We start from the raw sequence: 19,683 nt of genomic DNA on the forward strand, positions 1-19,683 counted from the left end.
AACTTATCCTCCGAACAGGCGTTTGAGGAAACCTTTCTTCTCTTCTTCAATGAAGCGGAAAGGACGTTCTTCTCCCAGCAGACGGTCAACGGTATCCGCGTACGCTTTACCTGCATCTGCCATTGTATCCAGGATCACTGGCTCGCCCTGGTTAGAGGCGCGCAATACGGATTGATCTTCCGGGATCACGCCGACCAGTTTGATGCGCAGGATCTCCAGCACGTCTTCCATGCTAAGCATGTCACCTTTGTTCACGCGACCCGGGTTATAGCGGGTCAGCAGCAGGTGCTCTTTAATGGGTTCTTCGCCATTTTCCGCACGACGCGATTTGGAGGCGAGGATCCCCAGAATACGGTCTGAGTCACGCACGGATGAGACTTCAGGGTTGGTGGTGATGATGGCTTCATCAGCGAAGTAGAGTGCCATCAGGGCGCCCGTTTCGATGCCGGCAGGGGAGTCACAGACAACGAAGTCGAACTCCATTTTTTTCAGCTCGTCGAGCACCTTTTCCACGCCTTCGCGGGTCAGGGCGTCTTTATCACGCGTCTGAGAAGCCGGAAGGATGTAGAGGTTTTCGGTGCGCTTGTCTTTAATCAGCGCCTGGTTCAGTGTGGCGTCGCCCTGAATGACGTTCACGAAGTCATAGACCACGCGACGTTCACATCCCATGATCAGGTCGAGGTTACGCAGACCGATATCGAAATCGATAACGACGGTTTTCTTTCCCTTCTGGGCCAAACCAGTAGCGATGGCCGCGCTGGAGGTGGTCTTGCCAACGCCTCCTTTACCCGAAGTAACAACAATAATGCGTGCCATAGAAATTCCTTGTTAAAAAGGGATCAATTCAACGGTTGAACGGTCAACGCGTCGTCTGCCAGTCGCAGACGAGCCGCTTTGCCATAAAATTCGGCTGGGATCTTGTCGCTCAGCCAATATTCACCTGCGATGGACACCAGTTCCGCCGTCAGATGAGTACAAAATATTTGCGCATCCCTGTCACCACTTGCACCCGCGAGTGCACGCCCACGCATCATACCGTATACGTGAATATTGCCATCTGCAATCAGCTCTGCGCCAGCGCTGACGTGGCTTGTAACAATCAGATCACAGTTTGGTGCATAAATGCGCTGACCGGAACGAACCGGCACATCAATCAATCGCGTTTTTGTGACAGGTGTAACGTTTTGCACCGGAGGAGGAGGCGTTTGGACTGCCGCAGGGGCAGGACGCGCGGCTTTTTCTTTGCCTTCGGTCAGAATGGGCAGACCCGCCCGGTCAATTTCTGCTTTCAGCTCAGCATCTTTGCAGCCGCTGATACCGACGATACGCAGCCCGGTCGCGGCCACGGCTTGCTGGAGAAGTTTCCAGTTAACCGGTGCATCCAGACCACTGACATTCACGACGACGGGGGCATGTTTCAGAAAAGCGGGAGCCTGCGCAATTTTGTCTTCTAACGCCTGACGAATAACCTCGGGTTTTGCATCATGCAAATGTACCACTGATAAGGTGAAGCTACTGCCTTTAAGCTCGATTGGCGTGTTTGACATCCTGGCCTTACTCAATTTGCTATTAACCGCAACACCGCCGTTGCGATATTCCGAAGAGTATCAGGCATGTTATAGTCAGGAGTATATTGAGGCAAGCAACCACCCATTAATTCAGAGTAAAAACATGTTTTGTGTGATCTACAGAAGTACAAGTCGTGACCAGACCTATCTTTATGTCGAAAAGAAAGACGATTTTTCGCGCGTACCTGAAGAATTAATGAAGAACTTTGGCCGACCTCAGTTGGCGATGCTGCTGCCGCTGGATGGCCGTAAGAAACTGGTCAACGCCGATCTGGAAAAAGTGAAAACCGCATTAGCGGAGCAAGGCTATTATTTACAGCTCCCGCCACCACCCGAGAATTTATTAAAACAGCATCTTGAGGTGAACGGGAAAAAATAGTCCCGGCTGTTTTCGGGGTTAACACATCAACCGTTTAGGGGTCGTACATGTATCAACATCATAACTGGCAAGGTGCATTACTGGATTATCCCGTCAGCAAAGTGGTCTGCGTAGGCAGTAACTATGCCAAACATATTCAGGAGATGGGCAGCGCGACGCCAGACGAGCCGGTCCTGTTCATCAAGCCAGAAACCGCGCTGTGCGACATTCGCCAGCCGCTGGCGCTGCCGCAGGGGTTGGGGTCGGTGCATCATGAAGTGGAGCTGGCCGTGCTGATTGGCGCGACGCTGCGTCAGGCCTCCGAAGAGCATGTGCAAAAGGCGATTGCCGGATACGGTGTCGCGCTCGACCTGACCCTGCGTGATGTTCAGGGCAAAATGAAGAAAGCGGGGCAGCCGTGGGAAAAGGCCAAAGGGTTTGATAACGCTTGCCCGATTTCCGGTTTTATTCCGGTAAGTGAATTTACCAACGATCCGCAGAACACCCCGCTCAGCCTGAAGGTTAACGGCGAGATCCGCCAGCAGGGCACCACGGCAGATATGATCCATAAAATTGTGCCGCTGATTGCCTACATGAGCCGCTTCTTTACCCTGAAACCGGGCGATGTGATCCTCACCGGTACGCCAGAAGGTGTCGGCCCGCTGCAGGCCGGTGACGAACTGGACGTCAGTTTTAACGGCCTGTCACTGAAAACTCGCGTGCTGTAAAAGCATCTTGCCGCCTGAAGAGGGCGGCAAAACTTGCAACAACGTGCCAGACTCGTTATAAGGTGCGCTCTCTTTTGACGTGTGGACATCCTGATGAACAACATTCCTTTCTGGCAAAGCAAAACTCTCGACCAAATGACAGACGTGGAGTGGGAATCGTTGTGTGACGGTTGCGGGCAGTGCTGCCTGCATAAACTGATGGATGAAGATTCGGACGAAATCTATTTCACCAATGTTGCCTGCAAGCAGCTGAACATCAAAACCTGCCAGTGTCGCAACTATGAGCGTCGCTTCGAGTACGAGCCGGATTGCATCAAGCTAACCCGTGAGAACCTGCCTACCTTCGAATGGCTGCCGCATACCTGCGCCTATCGTCTGCTGGCGGAAGGCAAAGACCTGCCAAAATGGCACCCGCTGCTGACGGGCTCCAAAGCGGCGATGCACGGTGAACGCATCTCTGTGCGTCATATTGCGGTGAAAGAGTCAGAGGTGCAGGACTGGGAAGATCACATCATGAATCATCCCAACCGTGGATAAGAAAAAACCCGCCGAGGCGGGTTTTTTTTACCTGCCAAACAGGTCGCGTTTCTTGGGTTTGAACGGCTGTGCGATGAGCACCAGCAGCGCCACAATGAAGTAGGCCACAAAAATCCCCACCAGCCACTGCGGCATCTCAAGGCTCAGGAATTCCCACTGGCGCACAGAGCAGTCACCGGAAGCAACAAACACCTGCGGCAGCCACTTATCAAGCGGCAGCCAGCTCGGGAAGCGGGCGGCGAAATCACAGGTCATAAAGGGGGACGGATGCAGCTGCATCATGGTGTGCTGCCAGGAGAGCTCAATACCTTTCCAGGCGCTGTACAGCCAGATGGCAATTGCGGCATAGCGTAACGGCGATTTAGGGGCAATCGCGCCCACCAGACCCGCACCCATAATGCCGAACAATGCACAGCGTTCGTAAATACAGAGTACGCAAGGCTGAAGTCCCATCACATGCTGGAACCACAGTGCGACCATTTCCAGCGCAAAGGCGGTCAGGGCCATTAACAACCACGCTCCGCGACCGCGAGAGCACTGGTTTAAAAATCTCAACATAATCATTTCCCTGGAACATGCTTAGAAAGCGCAGTGTAAACGAATTCGTTTTTCGCGCCACCTGTACCTGACGAAATAAAACGTAATTGGATGTTTATCGTGCGAAAAGGTAAACGGGCAGCAAGCTGCCCGATATATCAGGTTTACTGCGCGGCAAGTATACCCGCTTGTATCAACCATTGCGTACAGGGAATAAGGGTAATTTTGACGCAAAGCAATCCTACAAGCGTGAGCACCAGCGTATAGGGAAGCGCCATCCAGACCATTCGCCCATAAGAAAGACGTATGAGTGGAGCCAGCGCAGAGGTCAGCAGGAACAGAAACGCTGCCTGACCGTTGGGCGTCGCCACCGACGGCAGGTTGGTCCCGGTGTTAATTGCCACCGCCAGCAGTTCGAACTGTCCGGCGCTGATGACGCCTTGCTCCATGGCCGTTTTGGCCTCGTTGATGTAGACCGTGCCAACAAACACGTTATCCGAGATAGACGACAGTAGCCCGTTAAACAGATAAAACAGCGAAAGCTGAGCATCCGGTGCCGCCTGCAAGACAAAGGTAATGATCGGCGCGAAAAGTTTCTGGTCGATGATCACCGCGACGACCGCAAAAAAGACGGCCAGCAGGGCGGTAAAGGGCAGGGCTTCCGTAAAGGCTTTGCCGATCGCATGCTCATCCGTCACGCCGGTAAAACTGGTGGCGAGAATAATCACCGACAGGCCAATTAAACCGACTTCGGCAAGATGAAACGCCAGCGCGGCGATAAGCCAGACGCCAATGACGCCCTGTGCAATAAGACGCAGCGTCTCCTGACGCGTCCGCTGGCTACGGCTTTGTTGGTCGAATTTCTGCAGCTCCTGACGCACGGGCGCCGGAATGTGCGCACCATAGCCAAAGAGGCTGAATTTCTCCACCACCACACAGGTCGCCAGACCGCACACCAGAACCGGTATGCTCACCGGTGCCATTCGCAGGAAGAAATCACCAAAATGCCAGCCCGCAGCTTTAGCAATAATCAGGTTTTGCGGTTCACCCACCATCGTCATCACGCCGCCCAGGGCGGTCCCGACGCCGGCATGCATCATCAGGCTACGCAGGAAGGCGCGGAACTGTTCCAGCACCTCGCGGTGGTCATTATCGACCTGGCTGTCATCAAGCAGGTCATCGCCGGGACGTGAAGAGGCCACCCGGTGATAAATACCATAAAACCCGACCGCGACGCTTATCACCACGGCGACCACCGTCAGCGCATCCAGGAAGGCTGAAAGAAATGCCGCAGCCACGCAGAAAGCCAGCGACAGGAGCGTTTTTGAAGGAATGCTCAGCAGCAGGCGGGTAAAAATAAACAGCAGCAGCTGTTTCATAAAGTAGATGCCGGCCACCATAAACATCAGCAGCAGAAGCACTTCAAGGTTTGAGGCCAGTTCTGCTTTTACATGCTCGGCGCTGGTCATCCCAATGACAACCGCTTCAATGGCCAGCAAACCGCCAGGCAGCAGGGGATAGCACTTCAGCGCCATGGCCAGGGTGAAGATAAACTCCGCGACCAGCAGCCACCCGGCAATAAACGGGTGCACAATAAAGATGAGAGGATTAACAACCAGGAACACCAGAAGTATCAGCTTGTACCAGTCGGGAGACTGGCCTAAAAAATTGCGCCATAACGCGCGCCCAAAAGAAATTTCCACGACAGACGTTCTTCCCCGTGAAGTAAAACAAAACATCAGTATACGCAAAAATCACGGCCTGGAGGGGGATTCGGCTGCAATGTAAATTTCATAAAAATGAAACGGCGATCCCTCTTTTCTCTCACTGCTGCGCTATCTGCCTCTGCGAGCCTCTGGTATGATGAGTGCAATTTGCTAAAGCTGTGTAATGGAAATCTCACTATGGTCATTAAGGCGCAGAGCCCGGCGGGTTTCGCGGAAGAGTACATCATTGAAAGCATCTGGAATAATCGTTTCCCTGCAGGGTCCATTCTTCCGGCTGAACGCGAACTCTCTGAACTGATTGGCGTCACTCGCACCACGCTTCGGGAAGTGCTCCAGCGACTGGCGCGTGATGGGTGGTTGACGATTCAGCATGGCAAGCCAACAAAAGTAAACAATTTCTGGGAAACCTCCGGGCTGAATATTCTTGAAACGCTGGCGCGCCTCGATCATGAAAGCGTGCCGCAGCTGATTGATAATCTGCTCTCCGTGCGTACCAATATCGCTACCATCTTTATTCGTACGGCTTTCCGTCAGCACCCGGAAGATGCGCTCCAGGTTCTGGCCAGTGCCAACCAGGTGGAAGATCATGCGGATGCGTTTGCCACCCTTGATTACAACATCTTCCGCGGCCTGGCGTTTGCCTCCGGTAACCCGATTTACGGCCTCATCCTTAACGGCATGAAAGGGCTCTATACCCGTATCGGTCGTCACTACTTTGCCAATCCGGAAGCCCGCAGTCTGGCGCTGGGCTTTTACCACAAGCTGAGCGAGCTCTGTTCCACCGGTCAGCACGATCAGGTGTATGAAACCGTGCGCCGCTACGGTCGCGACTCCGGTGAAATCTGGCACCGGATGCAAAAAACGCTGCCGGGTGACCTGGCCATCCAGACCCGCTAAAAGAAAAAACCTCTCAGCTGAGAGGTTTTTTTTCGCCCTGACGCGGGCGTTTCGGTTCAGGCCGGCACTACAGCGTATTCATCCGCGTCGGGCAGCGCTCCAGCAGCTCCACGCTACCGTCTTCATTCTGCTGCTCCAGCAACACGTCAAAGCCCCACAGGCGATGCACATGCTTCAGCACCTCTTTGCGCCCTTTATCCAGCGGGGCACGGTTGTGCGGGATGTAGCGCAGCGTCAGAGAGCGGTCACCGCGGAGATCCACGTTCCATACCTGAATATTGGGTTCAAGATTGCTCAGGTTGTACTGGGAAGAGAGGCGAGAGCGGATCTCCCGGTATCCCTCTTCGTTATGAATCGCTGAAATTTCCAGGAAGTTGTTACGGTCATCATCCAGCACGGTGAAGAAGCGGAAATCGCGCATGATCTTCGGCGACATAAACTGGCTAATAAAGCTCTCATCCTTGAAATCGCGCATCGCAAAATGCAGCGTTTCCAGCCAGTCCGAACCGGCAATATCCGGGAACCAGTATTTGTCCTCTTCCGTTGGCGACTGACAGATACGTTTGATATCCTGGAACATCGCAAAGCCGAGGGCATACGGGTTGATGCCGCTGTACCACGGGCTGTTGTAAGGCGGCTGGAACACCACGTTGGTATGGCTGTGGAGGAATTCCATCATAAACCGTTCGGTGACTTTCCCCTCGTCATACAGATGGTTGAGGATGGTGTAATGCCAGAATGTCGCCCAGCCTTCGTTCATCACCTGCGTCTGTTTTTGCGGATAGAAGTACTGGCTGACCTTACGCACAATGCGCAGGATCTCACGCTGCCATGACTCCAGCAGCGGCGCGTTCTTCTCCATAAAGTAGAGCAGGTTTTCCTGTGGCTCAGACGGGTAGCGGCGCGCCTCAGCGACAGCTTTCTCTTCTTCACGCTTAGGCAAGGTGCGCCACAGCATATTCACCTGGCTTTGCAGATACTCCTCGCGGCTTTTCTGCCGGGCTTTCTCCTCCTGCAGGGAAATTTTCTGCGGTCGTTTGTAGCGGTCTACGCCGTAGTTCATCAGCGCATGGCAGGAGTCGAGCAGTTTCTCCACTTCATCGACGCCGTAGCGCTCTTCGCAGTCGGTAATGTATTTACGGGCGAAGATCAGGTAATCGACGATCGAGCTGGCGTCCGTCCAGCTGCGGAAAAGATAGTTATTCTTGAAGAAAGAGTTGTGCCCGTAGCAGGCATGCGCCATCACCAGCGCCTGCATGGTAATGGTGTTCTCTTCCATCAGGTAAGCGATACACGGGTTGGAGTTGATGACGATTTCATACGCCAGCCCCTGCTGGCCGTGTTTATACAGCCGTTCCGTTTCAATAAATTTTTTACCAAACGACCAGTGCGGATAATTGATCGGCATCCCGACGCTGGAATAGGCATCCATCATCTGTTCGGAGGTTATGACTTCAATCTGGTGAGGATAGGTATCCAGGCGATAGAGTTTTGCTACCCGGTCGATTTCAGCGAGGTAGACATCCAGCAACTCAAAGGTCCAGTCGGGTCCATCGCTGAGACGTGTGTTGTCCTTGTTCAGGGAATCAATAGTAGCCATTAGCGCGCCCTCGTTGTGGGTGCTCTCTCTGTCTGGAGAGCCTCCTTTCAAGCATAGATCAACGTGTTAAAAAGCGTGCTGGAGCAGAAATTTTTTCTTTACGATTTCCCGTTTTCAATACGGTAAAAAAAGCGGTTCACGCAGAGTTTTATGCTGGTTAAAAATAACGCGCAGCAGGAGATCCCAAATAAGTCCTTTCCCCGCCAGCAGGGGAAGATGTGAGATAAGTCACCATAAAAAAGTCGTATGTTGAATAATATTTTCAACTAGGTTATCAATCTGTAATTAGAAGATTGTTCTTTTGCACATTATGGAGTGGCTATGCGTGTTGTCATACTGGGAAGTGGTGTGGTTGGCGTAACCAGCGCCTGGTATTTAAGTCAGGCGGGGCATGACGTTACCGTTATCGATCGTGAGCCAGGCCCTGCGCTGGAAACCAGCGCGGCGAATGCCGGGCAAATCTCTCCGGGCTATGCGGCACCGTGGGCGGCTCCCGGTGTGCCACTGAAGGCGATTAAATGGATGTTCCAGCGCCATGCGCCGCTGGCCATTAGCCTCGACGGCACGCAGTTCCAGCTTAAGTGGATGTGGCAGATGCTGCGCAACTGCGACACCCGCCATTACATGGAAAACAAAGGGCGTATGGTGCGTCTGGCGGAATACAGCCGTGACTGCCTGAAAACCTTGCGCGCCACCACAGGCATCGAGTACGAAGGCCGTCAGGGCGGTACGCTGCAGCTGTTCCGCACGGCGCAACAGTACGAAAACGCCACCCGCGATATCGCCGTGCTGGAAGATGCCGGTGTTCCGTATCAACTCCTCGAGGCCAGTCAGCTGGGGCAGGTTGAACCGGCGCTGGCGGAGGTGTCCCACAAACTGACGGGCGGCCTGCGTTTACCCAACGATGAAACCGGCGACTGTCAGCTCTTTACCCAGCGTCTGGCGCAGATGTGCGAGCAGGCAGGGGTAACATTCCGCTTTAACACGCCCGTCGATAAATTGCTGTCGGAAGGCGGTAATATTTACGGCGTGAAGTGCGGCGAAGAGGTGATCAAAGCGGATGCCTACGTCATGGCCTTTGGCTCTTACTCCACCGCCATGCTGAAGGGTATTCTGGACATTCCGGTCTATCCGCTGAAGGGGTACTCCCTGACCATCCCGGTGAAAGAGGACAGCGGTGCACCCGTCTCCACCATTCTGGATGAAACCTATAAAATCGCCATTACCCGCTTCGACAACCGTATCCGCGTAGGCGGCATGGCGGAGATTGTCGGCTTCAACACCGAGCTGCTGCAGCCGCGTCGTGAAACGCTGGAGATGGTCGTGGGCGATCTCTTCCCACGCGGCGGTTTTGTCGAGCAGGCCACGTTCTGGACCGGTCTGCGTCCAATGACGCCAGACGGCACGCCGATTGTGGGCCGCACCCCGTTCAAAAACCTGTGGACGAATACCGGACACGGCACCCTCGGCTGGACAATGGCCTGTGGCTCAGGTCAGCTGTTGAGCGACTTGATTTCCGGGCGCACCCCGGCAATTCCGTTTGACGATTTAAGTGCCGCGCGCTATCAATCTGGGTTCACCCCCTCGCGTCCACAGCACCTGCACGGCGCGCATAACTAAGGAGTTGTCATGTCCCGTCCTGTTCTGGCTCAGCTGGACTTGCAGGCCCTGAAGGATAACCTGCAGATTGTTCGCCGTGCTGCGCCAGGTTCACGCGTCTGGTCGGTGGTGAAAGCGAACGCCTACGGCCACGGTATTGACCGCATCTGGAGCGCGCTCAGCGCGACCGACGGTTTTGCGTTACTGAATCTGGAAGAGGCCATTTTGCTGCGCGAGCGCGGCTGGAAAGGCCCTATCTTATTGCTGGAAGGGTTCTTCCATGCCGACGATCTGCCGTTGCTGGATAAGTACCGGCTGACCACCAGCATTCACAGCAACTGGCAGGTTAAAGCCCTGCAGGACGCCAGACTGCATGCCCCGCTCGACATTTATCTCAAGGTGAACAGCGGCATGAACCGCCTGGGCTTCCAGCCCGAGCGGGTACATACGGTATGGCAACAGCTGCGCGGCATCAAGAATGTGGGCGAAATGACGCTGATGGCGCACTTTGCCGACGCGGAAAAACCCGATGGCATCGCCGAGGCGATGGTGCGGATTGAGCAGGCGGCTGAAGGTCTGGCGTGTTCGCGCTCGCTCTCTAACTCGGCGGCCACGCTGTGGCACCCGGAGGCGCACTACAGCTGGGTACGCCCGGGGATCATTCTGTACGGCGCGTCACCGTCAGGGCAGTGGCAGGATATTGCCAACAGCGGCCTGAAACCGGTGATGACCCTGCGCAGCGAAATCATCGGCGTACAAACGCTGAAGGCCGGTTCCACGGTGGGCTACGGCAGCCGTTACCGGGCGACAGGCGAACAGCGAATTGGCATTGTGGCGGGAGGCTATGCCGACGGCTACCCGCGTATCGCTCCGACCGGCACGCCGGTGTGGGTGGATGGCGTTCGCACGGGTACCGTGGGGACGGTCTCAATGGATATGCTGGCGGTAGACCTCACGCCGTGCCCGCAGGCGGGGATTGGTTCACCGGTTGAGCTGTGGGGAAATGAAATTAAAATTGACGATGTGGCCGCTGCTGCAGGGACCGTTGGCTATGAGCTGATGTGCGCTCTGGCGCCGCGCGTACCGGTTGTGACGGTGTAACTATGCGATGTGCCGGGGGGCGATAACGCCTTCCCCGGCCAGTAAGACACGAAACCTAAACTACTCTGACTCTTCTTCCATCGGCCTTACGCCGACTTTGCGTACCGCGTTATCTTCTTTCTCGGCCACCGTCCAGATCATCCCGGCAAACTCGACCTGGTCGCCGACAACAGGTGCTGCGCCAAGCAGTTGCTGGATAATTTCCCCCAGCGTTTGCTGCTTATCGCGATACTCCAGCCCTTCATCCAGACCGTAAATCAAGGCAACATCTGCAAATTTGGCGCTCGCTTCCAGAATAAAATCGCCGAAGAAACGCTGATCCAGCGCCACCGGTGGCGACTGGCTGAACAATTTACCCAGCGCGGGCAGGTCGCGCTCGCGGCCAATCACGCACAAAATATCCCCTTCACGCAGACGGGTGCTGCCGGTAGGGTGAAGCAGAACATTGTCGCGGAACAACGCGGCAATCCGCGTTTCGGCGGGCATATGCAGATCGCGTAGCGACGCGCCCACGCACCATTTGTCTTCGCTAAGCTGATACACAAACTGTTCCCACGGGTTTTCCGGATGAATATCCAATCCGACGCGGGAGACGGGCCAGCCAACGGGGGGGATCACCACTTTTGCCTTTTTCGCCGCCCAGCCGAGTGACGTGCCCTGGAACAGGAGTGAAATCAAAACAACGAAGAATGCGACGTTGAAGAACAGTCGGGCGTTATCCAGGCCCGCCATCATCGGGAACACGGCAAGGATAATCGGCACCGCGCCGCGCAGACCCACCCAACTGATAAAGATACGCTCGCGCAGGTTAAAGCCGCGAAACGGCAGCAGGCCTGCAAACACCGACAGTGGACGGGCGAAGAAGATCATCCACGCCGACAGCATCAGCGCCGGCACGGCGATAGGCAGCAGGTCTGAAGGGGTAACCAGCAGGCCAAGTACCAGGAACATGCCAATCTGCGCCAGCCAGGCCAGTCCGTCGAAGTTCTGCAAAATGGCGTGACGGTTGCGAATAGGGCGGTTACCCATCAGGAAGCCACAGAGGTAGACGGCAAGAATGCCGCTGCCATCCAGTGCGGTGGTGACGGCAAAAATCAGAATGCCGCCGCTCAGCGCCAGCAGAGGGTAAAGCCCGGCGGGAAGTGAAATCCGGTTGATCATCTGCTGCAGGAGATAGCCGCCGCCGAGGCCAAGAATAATCCCCAGACCAAACTGCTGCAGGATATGCCAGGCAAACATCCAGCTCAGCCCGCTTTCGTGCTGCTGGATCATCTCAATCAGCGTGATGGTGAGAAACACCGCCATGGGATCGTTACTGCCGGATTCAATCTCAAGCGTGGAGCCAACACGTTCGTTAAGCCCTTTACCGCCAAGCAGGGAAAAGACCGCCGCCGCATCGGTTGAACCGACAATAGCGCCAATCAGCAAGCCTTCCATGATATTGAGATGGAACAGCCAGGCGGCCATCATCCCGGTCAGGCCGGATGTGATTAATACGCCTACGGTCGCGAGCGACAGCGCCGGCCCTAAGGCGACGCGGAACGAGCTCGCCTGAGTGCGCATCCCGCCGTCCAGCAGGATCACTGCCAGCGCGAGGTTACTCACCATGTAGGCGAAAGGGTAGTTATCGAAAGGGATACCGCCGATGCCATCGATGCCAGCCAGCATGCCGATAGCAAGGAAAATAACGAGAATAGGTATGCCGAGACGCGATGAAAATGAACTTAATAATATACTACAGGTTACAAGCACAGAACCCAGAATGAAAAGGCTGATTATCGCTGCGGCATCCAATGTTGTCTTACTCCCACCTCAATGTTAACGCTGTTACTAAAACCCTAACATATTAACCACGGCAACAGCGTTTTATTAAGGGGTTTAACGGCTTTTTTATGCCTTTATGACCGGATGACCGCTTATTGTTAACCGACTGCCTGAATCATCATGTATCAGGGACGCATGTGCCCCCAGCGCAAGGGTTACGGTTTGTTGCTCATGGCCAAAATCCAGACCAGTGATAACCGGGATATCGAGACGGGAACGGATGAAATCAACCATCGTTTCAAGAGAGTAACCGGCGTCGTAATCATTGGGTGCCGCACCGCTAAAACTGCCCAGCACGATTGCTGACTGACGTTCAAGGATCCCGGCATGATAAAGCTGCAATAACATGCGCTCGACGCGGAACGGATGTTCGTTAATATCTTCCAGCACCAGAATGCCGTCTTCGATGTCCGGCAGCCACGGCGTACCGATGAGCGAGACCAGCATTGCCAGGTTACCGCCCCAGAGTTGGCCTTCACAGGCCCAGTACGGCCCCTGGCCTTGCCACGTTATGCTGTAGGTTGGGTTTCGCAGGGCGCGCCAGAAATGCTCAAGGGTAAACGCATCGAGCGCCGGCGCACCAAAATTTCCGGCCAGCATCGGGCTGCTGAAGGTAATGACGTTATGCAGCGCCAGCAGCCCAAGCTGGATCACCGTGAAGTCGCTGTGGCCGCATATCAGCAGCGGGTCCTGCTGTTGACGCTGTGCCAGACCTTGCCAGTCAATGCTCTCCAGTAACCGGCTCGCGCCATAGCCCCCCCGCACCGCAAGCACGATCCGATCCTCACCCTTCAGGTTCACCAGGCTGTTGATATCATTCAGTCTCTGGGCCTCGGTGCCGGCAAAACGCTGCTGGCGGCGAGGGATAATCGTCTGATTTTCTACCTGGTGGCCGAAGCCCAGTAAGCGCTGAACGCCCCGTTGTGCCGCGTCCTGATTGATGCAGTAGCCCGACGGTGCGATAAGATGAAACTGAGACATGGCAATTCCTTGCTGAATGAGAAACTAATTGTCTATATCATGCCGCTTATACGCTGCCCGCTTCAAGGGGCGGCGCACTGCGATGACCGGCTATAAGGATAGATGACGTGAAATTGAGATGGTTTGCTTTTTTGATTGTGTTGCTTGCGGGCTGTAGTTCCAGACATGACTATCAAAATCCGCCCTGGAACCCGGAAGTGCCGGTGAAACGGGCCATGCAGTGGATGCCGATCAGCGAGCAAGCCGGGAAGGCATGGGGCGTCAGTCCGCGTCTTATCACCGCGATCATTGCCGTTGAATCCGGCGGTAATCCCACGCTTGTCAGCAAATCAAACGCAGTGGGGCTGATGCAGCTTAAAGCGTCTACCGCAGGTAAAGAGGTCTACCGCTACATGGGCTGGAGCGGTCAGCCGTCGACCAGCGAGCTGAAGAACCCGGAGCGTAATATCTCCATGGGGACAGCCTATCTCAGCATTCTGGAGCATGGCGTACTGAAGGGCATCGACGACCCGGAAGTGATGCAATACGCGCTGGTGGTCTCTTACGTCAACGGGGCCGGGGCGCTGTTGCGAACCTTCTCCTCTGACCGTAAAGAGGCGATAGAAGAGATTAACGGCATGGACAAAGATGAATTCGTTGAACATGTGGCGAAAAATCATCCGGCACCACAGGCTCCGCGTTACATCTGGAAAGTACAGAAAGCGATGGATGCCATGTAATGCCGCAGGCGGGCGGCGGTCACGCTGCCCGTTTTCCTCACAGAACTTTATTCGCACGTTCCCGTGCTTCGCGCTCCAGTGCAAAGATAATGCGCTGCAGTTCGCGCTCTGAACCGGGTCCGACGTTCAGGAAGCGAAAACTCAGACGCGGCGTGGTAATCGTTTCGTTTTTGCTGTCCACCACCTTACGCTCGCTGATGGCAATCAACTGGGCATCAAAATAAAACCGTCCCCAGCCGGCCATATCCAGTTCAATTTGCGAGAATCGCATGCCTTCGACCAGTCCGTCAGGTTTCGGCGTATCCATCAGCGCGCCCATACCGCCCAGCGACAGGTCGAAGAGGCGGAAGCGGAGCTCTTTTTTGTCCGGCATTTTAGCCTTACAAAAATAGGCAGGGTGAAGGGGGGCGCTGATGCGGAAATATTCCCGGCGCTGCACAAACCACAGGTTGGCAGGCAGCGGTGTGACAAACGCGGGAAGACCCTGGTATTCGCTCATTTCGAGGCGCGGGAGCACAAATTCCACTTTTGCACCGTGGGTCTCTGCCATCACCGCGAGTTTCTCTGCTTTCAGTGCGGCGCGGTTTTCATACTCCTGACTGCCCAGATCGATAACCAGTCGCTCCTGCGAGACGTCGAGGATCTTGCTGATGAACTGATTGTTTGACCAGCTGATGCGCAGCGGCACTTCACCTTTTTGCAGGTCACGCAATACCCCTAATACAGCCAGCGGATTTTGCTTGAGGAACTGCTCACTGTAATTACTCACGCCGGATGGCTCCTTGATAGATGACAGACTGTCTTTGCGTTATCGGCACTGCACAATGAAACTTAATACAAACCGATGAGTTTTTTTTCAGATTGCAGAGAAGATAAGTCGGTGAGATGAAATTAGTTTTCCAGGGATGACCTATACTTAAGTTACCTGCGCAGAAGGTTTTCTGCGCATGCATTAAACCTGCAAGAGGGCATCGCTATGGGTATTATCGCCTGGATTATCTTTGGTCTAATTGCTGGCGCTATCGCTAAACTTATCATGCCGGGAAATGATGGCGGCGGCTTCATACTGACGTGTGTGCTCGGTGTCGTGGGGGCGGTTGTAGGCGGCTGGCTGGCGACGATGTTTGGCTTTGGTGGCAGCATCAGCGGTTTTGACCTGCACAGTTTCCTGGTGGCTGTCGTGGGTGCCATTGTGGTGCTGGGCATTTTCAGGTTACTGCGACGGGCATAACTTCACTAAAACGGCTCTCAAGGAGGGCCGTTTTTTTACGTGCATATTGATTTGCTAATCGAAATGATAATAATTGTCGTTCCTGATTACATTTAATCACAAGACGACTTTATGAACCCCTCTCGTTTCACGTTATGCGCGTTGGCAGGAGCCGTGACGCTGGCATTGCAGGTCCAGGCGTTTGCCGAAGAATCAACCATCGTAGTCACGGGCTCAGAGCAGGGCAGCGTACTGCCCGACTGGACGAACAGCGCAACAAAATCAGCCGTTGCCGAGAGTAAAACCCCGCAGGTGATCAATACCCTGTCGGCACAGGAAATCGATAAACGTCACGCGAACTCCGTGAATGAGATCCTGCGCTATGCACCGGGTGTGTCGACCGAGGTGCGCGGAAACACCTCCTACATGAGCGAATATAAAATTCGCGGATTTACCGTCGATCAGGAGTTCTACAACGGGCTGCAGTTACCCTATAACGTCACCGGCAATACCAAAGCCCGCATCGATCCGCTGTTGGTTGAAAGCGTTGATATCCTCAAAGGTCCCTCATCGGTACTGTACGGCGGAGCCTCGCCGGGTGGGCTGGTGAATATTCAGAGTAAAAAACCGCAACAAGCCGCACGGACCGAACTGGGTTTTAACACCGGCAACCGCAACCTGAAAGAGGGGTATCTGGATTCGACCGGGCAAATTGCCAATAGCGACTGGAACTACCGTCTGCTGGGGAAAGCGACGGAGAGTGACGATCAGCCGCACACCTCCCGGTATGAAAACTACCTGGTTGCGCCGTCTGTCACCTGGCAACCGGACAACAAAACGCGCCTCACCCTTGATGCGCTGGCGCAAAACTCTCCAAGCCTGACGCCGTCTAACCCGCTGCCGCTCGCCTGGCTGCGTTCGAAATATGCGGGCAAGCGAGATTATGCCGGCGACGAATGGAGCGGGTTTAAACAGCGCCAGTGGATGCTGGGTTACAGCTTTGAACATGAGTTTGACAGCGGCTGGGGCTTTAACCAGAAGGCGCGCTATTTTGACATTGATACCCACCAGCGCAGTATTTATGCAACCGGGCCGGGCAGTGAAGTCAATCAGCTTAACCGCTTTGCCTACACCACGGATGAAGATCTCCGGAGCGTCAACATTGATAATCAGGTGACCAAAACCGTTGCGCTGGGTGAGTGGAAACACCATCTGCTGGCCGGGTTTGATTACCAGAAGCTGAATTCCCACTTCCACTACCGCTATGCCTCGACAACACCGGGGATTGATATGCGCAATCCGGACTATTCACAGGTCCATGAGGATGCGCTGGGACTGTATACCGCGCAGAAAAACCGTCTGAGCTATCAGCAGAATGGGTATTACCTGCAGGATCAGGTGGAGTTTGGCGGCTTAAATCTGTTGGGCAGCCTGCGCTATGATGATTATCGCTCCGTCACCACCGATTATCTGCATAACGGCGACAAGGCGTGGGTATCGCAGGATCGCGTTACCAAACGACTGGGCGCGCTCTACGCCTTCGACAACGGTCTCTCTCCGTTTATCAGCTATTCAGAAGGGTTTGCCCCGGTCTCGCCGCAGGGAACCCTGACGGCGAAAGAGGTCAAGCCGACCACCAGCAAGCAGGTGGAGGGCGGGGTGAAATATCTGCTGGCAGAGTACGCCACCACCTTTACCGCCTCGGTGTTTAGTATTCGCCAGAAAAATGTCGTCACCTCCGATCCCGGTTTCCTGAACTATCGTCAGACCGGCGAAGTGGAGTCTAAAGGGGCGGAGTTGTCTGTGATTGGCCGTCCGACAGACAATCTGAACCTGATTGCCAACTACGCATACACTCACGCCATCAATACGCAGGACGATAAGTATCAGGGCAAACGCCCTACGCAGGTGCCGGAAAATGCATTCAACCTGTGGGGGGATTACACCTTTGAGAATACGCCACTGAAAGGATTGATGCTGGGGGCCGGGGCGCGCTACACCGGGCCGATGGAGATTTCACCGGCGAACGACGCGGGTAAACTCGGTGGCACCACGCAGTACGATCTGGCGGCATCCTATCGGATGGGTGAAATTCTGCCTTCGCTTGAAGGGCTGACCCTGAAAGCGAGCGCGCAGAACATCACCAATAAAGAGACGCTGACCTGTTACGATGCGACCAACTGCTGGATTGGACGTGACCGAACCTATCAGTTAGGTGCGAGCTACAGCTTCTGACGCCCTGTTAAACCCCGTAAGACGGCCCATTCACCCTCTCCTGGTGGGAGAGGGTGAGGGAATGCGGCCGTTTTATTGCGCCGTACTTTTCGCCGGTGCGACAGCATCGTTTGCCGCCGGCTGATTCTCTGGCACGCTGTCGCACGGTTTCTCTTTCGGACAGACCAGATCCAGCATTTTCAGCGTCACGCCGTTGCTCCAGCCGAAGCCATCCTGCAGCGGATATTCACCGCCGCCGCCCCCTGTACCGGTACTCGAAACGTCATACTTTTCTACCAGCTTCTGTTCGCGGTCATAGGTATGCTGAACATTTTTCAGGAAGCGCCAGGTCACGTCCATTGCCACCTTATCCTGCCCGTAATTCTGCAACCCCTCTGTCGCCACCCACTGCAACGGTGCCCAGCCGTTAGGTGCATCCCACTGCTGGCCGCTGTTGATGGTGGTGGTGGAAATGCCGCCCGGTTTGAGCAGGCGTGACGATGCCGCTGCAGCGACCTTATCAGCGCGATCCTGCGAAGCCGCCTTCACATAGAGCGGATAAAGTGCGGCTGCCGTAAGCTGATTACGCACCTTTTTGCTCTTAAGATCGTAATCCGCGTACCAGCCCTCTTTATCATTCCACAGATGGCTCTCGATCGCTTTCTGACGCGCGGTCGCCAGCGCGTCATACTTGCTGGCAGCGGAGGTATCGCCGGATGCCTGGCTTGCCCTGGCCAGCAATTTTTCCATCTTAAACATCAGGGCGTTAAGATCGACAGGCACAATGCTGGTGGTGCGGATCGTGCCCAGTTTTTGCGGATCGTCCATCCAGCGGGAGCTAAAGTCCCAGCCCGAGGCGGCCGCTGAGCGTAAATCGCGGTAGATCTCCGTGGCCGGTCGGTTAGGATTGCTTTTAGCGGTGGTCATATCGTCGAGCCAGGATTCAGGACGCGGCGTATCGCGGTCATCCCAGTAGCGGTTGAGCACTGAGCCATCGTCCAGCTTCACCACACGTTTGTTGGCTTGTCCGGCCTGCAGCGTGTCGGCCCCCTCCATCCAGTAGGCGTACTCTTTCTCCATTTGCGGACGGTATTTCTTCAGCGCATCGCTGTCATGGGTCGCCAGTAACTCGACCATCAGCGCGAAGAACGGAGGCTGGGAGCGGCTCAGGTAGTAGCTGCGGTTGCCGTTCGGGATATGTCCCCAGCTGTCCAGCTCGTAAGCGAAGTTGTCCACCATATCGCTGATTTTGTCCCAGTGGCCACTCTCAGCCAGCCCTAACATGGTGAAATAACTGTCCCAGTAGTAGACCTCGCGAAAACGTCCGCCAGGCACGACATAGGGTTTAGGCAGCGGCAGAAGGGAATCCCACTTATTACTCGCTTTATCGGTGGTGCGGGTCAGTACGGGCCACAGGTCATCAATGTGTGCACGTAAAGTTTGCCCGGCAGGCGGGACGTATTTTTCACCCTCCGCTGGCAGCGTAAAGTTCATTTCCACAAAGTGCTTCAGATCGAAGCCAGACTGGGTGCGCTGCATACGATAATCCGCCAGAATCATCAGCGGATCGCTTTTTGGCACGGCGTCAGCAAAGGTCTTTTGATCGGGAAACAGTTTGGCACTTTGCACATCATTAAAGAGAGGACCAAGTAAAATATCGGGGGAGCTTGTCTGGGTGGTGAGTTGTTCTTCCGCATAACCCCATGTTGTCACACCGAGTAACGCGCCGCCCAAAGCCAGGTGCAAAAGAGCAGGGCGTAGTGTACGAGGTCTTATCATCGGTTCATCTCCTGTATTCGCTGAGCAGCGTTGCCGCTGTTATCAATCACCTGAAAACCTTAGACGAATATTGGCCGCTTCGCGTGTCGAATATCCCATTTTGCGCATAACCAGACAATTTACCGTCTGGTTATGCGCCGGAAGGGATTGGGAGAATTTGCTATCTCGATGAAAGATAATTCTTTTTTATGATAAATAATTATATTGCTTTTTATTTAATCAATGGGCGCAAATCATGGCGCGATAATAATATGCGCGGAATGCTCTTTTATTCTGTAATAGCGCAAGGTGCTCCCTTAGCACG

18 protein-coding genes are annotated in these 19,683 nt (G+C 54.8%); 9 read left to right on the forward strand and 9 right to left on the reverse strand.

Features of this window, described 5'->3' with window-relative positions:
• Window positions 1-3: 3 nt before the first annotated feature.
• Window positions 4-816: a septum site-determining protein MinD gene (minD, locus tag QLG09_RS09575; RefSeq protein WP_014170584.1), complete on the reverse strand. Its 813-nt coding sequence runs from the start codon at window positions 814-816 to the stop codon at window positions 4-6.
• 23 nt (window positions 817-839) lie between these two features.
• Window positions 840-1,547, reverse strand: coding sequence for a septum site-determining protein MinC (gene minC, locus QLG09_RS09580; RefSeq protein ID WP_020883433.1), 708 nt, complete (start codon window positions 1,545-1,547; stop codon window positions 840-842).
• 124 nt (window positions 1,548-1,671) lie between these two features.
• On the opposite strand from minC, the gene QLG09_RS09585 reads away from it, so the two are divergent.
• The 3 genes from QLG09_RS09585 (at window position 1,672) to QLG09_RS09595 (ending at window position 3,191) form a co-directional block, all read left to right on the forward strand.
• The gene (locus QLG09_RS09585) at window positions 1,672-1,947 is read left to right on the forward strand and encodes a YcgL domain-containing protein (RefSeq protein WP_020883434.1); all 276 of its coding nucleotides are present in this window, start codon (window positions 1,672-1,674) and stop codon (window positions 1,945-1,947) included.
• A 47-nt stretch (window positions 1,948-1,994) separates the two neighbouring features.
• On the forward strand, window positions 1,995-2,654 hold the full coding sequence (locus QLG09_RS09590) for a fumarylacetoacetate hydrolase family protein (protein ID WP_049023862.1): 660 nt from the start codon (window positions 1,995-1,997) through the stop codon (window positions 2,652-2,654).
• A gap of 93 nt (window positions 2,655-2,747) precedes the next feature.
• Window positions 2,748-3,191 (forward strand): YcgN family cysteine cluster protein, encoded by a 444-nt coding sequence (locus QLG09_RS09595; RefSeq protein ID WP_020883436.1) that lies wholly within the window; start codon window positions 2,748-2,750, stop codon window positions 3,189-3,191.
• A 27-nt stretch (window positions 3,192-3,218) separates the two neighbouring features.
• Here the strand turns inward: QLG09_RS09595 and dsbB are convergent, their stop codons facing one another.
• Both dsbB and nhaB read right to left on the reverse strand, forming a co-directional pair.
• The gene (gene dsbB, locus QLG09_RS09600) at window positions 3,219-3,749 is read right to left on the reverse strand and encodes a disulfide bond formation protein DsbB (protein WP_020883437.1); all 531 of its coding nucleotides are present in this window, start codon (window positions 3,747-3,749) and stop codon (window positions 3,219-3,221) included.
• A gap of 143 nt (window positions 3,750-3,892) precedes the next feature.
• Complete coding sequence (gene nhaB, locus QLG09_RS09605; RefSeq protein ID WP_020883438.1) at window positions 3,893-5,431, reverse strand: Na(+)/H(+) antiporter NhaB; 1,539 nt, start codon at window positions 5,429-5,431, stop codon at window positions 3,893-3,895.
• Between the two features lie 201 nt (window positions 5,432-5,632).
• On the opposite strand from nhaB, the gene fadR reads away from it, so the two are divergent.
• Entirely contained in the window at window positions 5,633-6,352 is a 720-nt protein-coding gene (fadR, locus tag QLG09_RS09610) for a fatty acid metabolism transcriptional regulator FadR (RefSeq protein ID WP_025203875.1), read from the forward strand.
• Window positions 6,353-6,419: 67 nt separating this feature from the next.
• On the opposite strand, the gene QLG09_RS09615 is transcribed toward fadR, so the two are convergent.
• Window positions 6,420-7,952: a SpoVR family protein gene (locus tag QLG09_RS09615; RefSeq protein ID WP_020883440.1), complete on the reverse strand. Its 1,533-nt coding sequence runs from the start codon at window positions 7,950-7,952 to the stop codon at window positions 6,420-6,422.
• A gap of 321 nt (window positions 7,953-8,273) precedes the next feature.
• On the opposite strand from QLG09_RS09615, the gene QLG09_RS09620 reads away from it, so the two are divergent.
• Window positions 8,274-9,572, forward strand: a complete 1,299-nt coding sequence (locus QLG09_RS09620) for a D-amino acid dehydrogenase (RefSeq protein ID WP_020883441.1) — start codon at window positions 8,274-8,276, stop codon at window positions 9,570-9,572.
• A gap of 9 nt (window positions 9,573-9,581) precedes the next feature.
• Window positions 9,582-10,652: a catabolic alanine racemase DadX gene (gene dadX, locus QLG09_RS09625; RefSeq protein WP_025203876.1), complete on the forward strand. Its 1,071-nt coding sequence runs from the start codon at window positions 9,582-9,584 to the stop codon at window positions 10,650-10,652.
• A 60-nt stretch (window positions 10,653-10,712) separates the two neighbouring features.
• On the opposite strand, the gene QLG09_RS09630 is transcribed toward dadX, so the two are convergent.
• Both QLG09_RS09630 and ldcA read right to left on the reverse strand, forming a co-directional pair.
• Window positions 10,713-12,446: a potassium/proton antiporter gene (locus tag QLG09_RS09630; protein WP_014170573.1), complete on the reverse strand. Its 1,734-nt coding sequence runs from the start codon at window positions 12,444-12,446 to the stop codon at window positions 10,713-10,715.
• Between the two features lie 96 nt (window positions 12,447-12,542).
• Window positions 12,543-13,457 carry a muramoyltetrapeptide carboxypeptidase gene (gene ldcA, locus QLG09_RS09635; RefSeq protein ID WP_063435151.1) on the reverse strand — a complete coding sequence of 305 codons (915 nt, stop codon included), beginning with the start codon at window positions 13,455-13,457 and terminating at the stop codon, window positions 12,543-12,545.
• Between the two features lie 107 nt (window positions 13,458-13,564).
• Here ldcA and emtA point away from each other — a divergent pair, with 107 nt between their 5' ends.
• A complete protein-coding gene (gene emtA, locus QLG09_RS09640) occupies window positions 13,565-14,176 on the forward strand; it encodes a membrane-bound lytic murein transglycosylase EmtA (RefSeq protein ID WP_014170571.1) in 612 nt (203 codons plus the stop codon).
• A gap of 37 nt (window positions 14,177-14,213) precedes the next feature.
• Here the strand turns inward: emtA and QLG09_RS09645 are convergent, their stop codons facing one another.
• Window positions 14,214-14,945, reverse strand: a complete 732-nt coding sequence (locus QLG09_RS09645; RefSeq protein WP_020883443.1) for a flagellar brake protein — start codon at window positions 14,943-14,945, stop codon at window positions 14,214-14,216.
• A gap of 207 nt (window positions 14,946-15,152) precedes the next feature.
• On the opposite strand from QLG09_RS09645, the gene QLG09_RS09650 reads away from it, so the two are divergent.
• Complete coding sequence (locus QLG09_RS09650; RefSeq protein ID WP_010432765.1) at window positions 15,153-15,407, forward strand: GlsB/YeaQ/YmgE family stress response membrane protein; 255 nt, start codon at window positions 15,153-15,155, stop codon at window positions 15,405-15,407.
• Between the two features lie 111 nt (window positions 15,408-15,518).
• Window positions 15,519-17,621 carry a TonB-dependent siderophore receptor gene (locus QLG09_RS09655; RefSeq protein ID WP_104440065.1) on the forward strand — a complete coding sequence of 701 codons (2,103 nt, stop codon included), beginning with the start codon at window positions 15,519-15,521 and terminating at the stop codon, window positions 17,619-17,621.
• 72 nt (window positions 17,622-17,693) lie between these two features.
• Here QLG09_RS09655 and QLG09_RS09660 read toward each other — a convergent pair whose 3' ends face one another.
• Window positions 17,694-19,379, reverse strand: coding sequence for an alpha,alpha-trehalase (locus QLG09_RS09660; RefSeq protein ID WP_047955757.1), 1,686 nt, complete (start codon window positions 19,377-19,379; stop codon window positions 17,694-17,696).
• Between the last annotated feature and the right edge of the window lie 304 nt (window positions 19,380-19,683).

Origin of the sequence: Enterobacter sp. V89_11 (assembly GCF_029967775.1) — a bacterium.
GTDB classification, from domain to species: domain Bacteria; phylum Pseudomonadota; class Gammaproteobacteria; order Enterobacterales; family Enterobacteriaceae; genus Enterobacter; species Enterobacter ludwigii.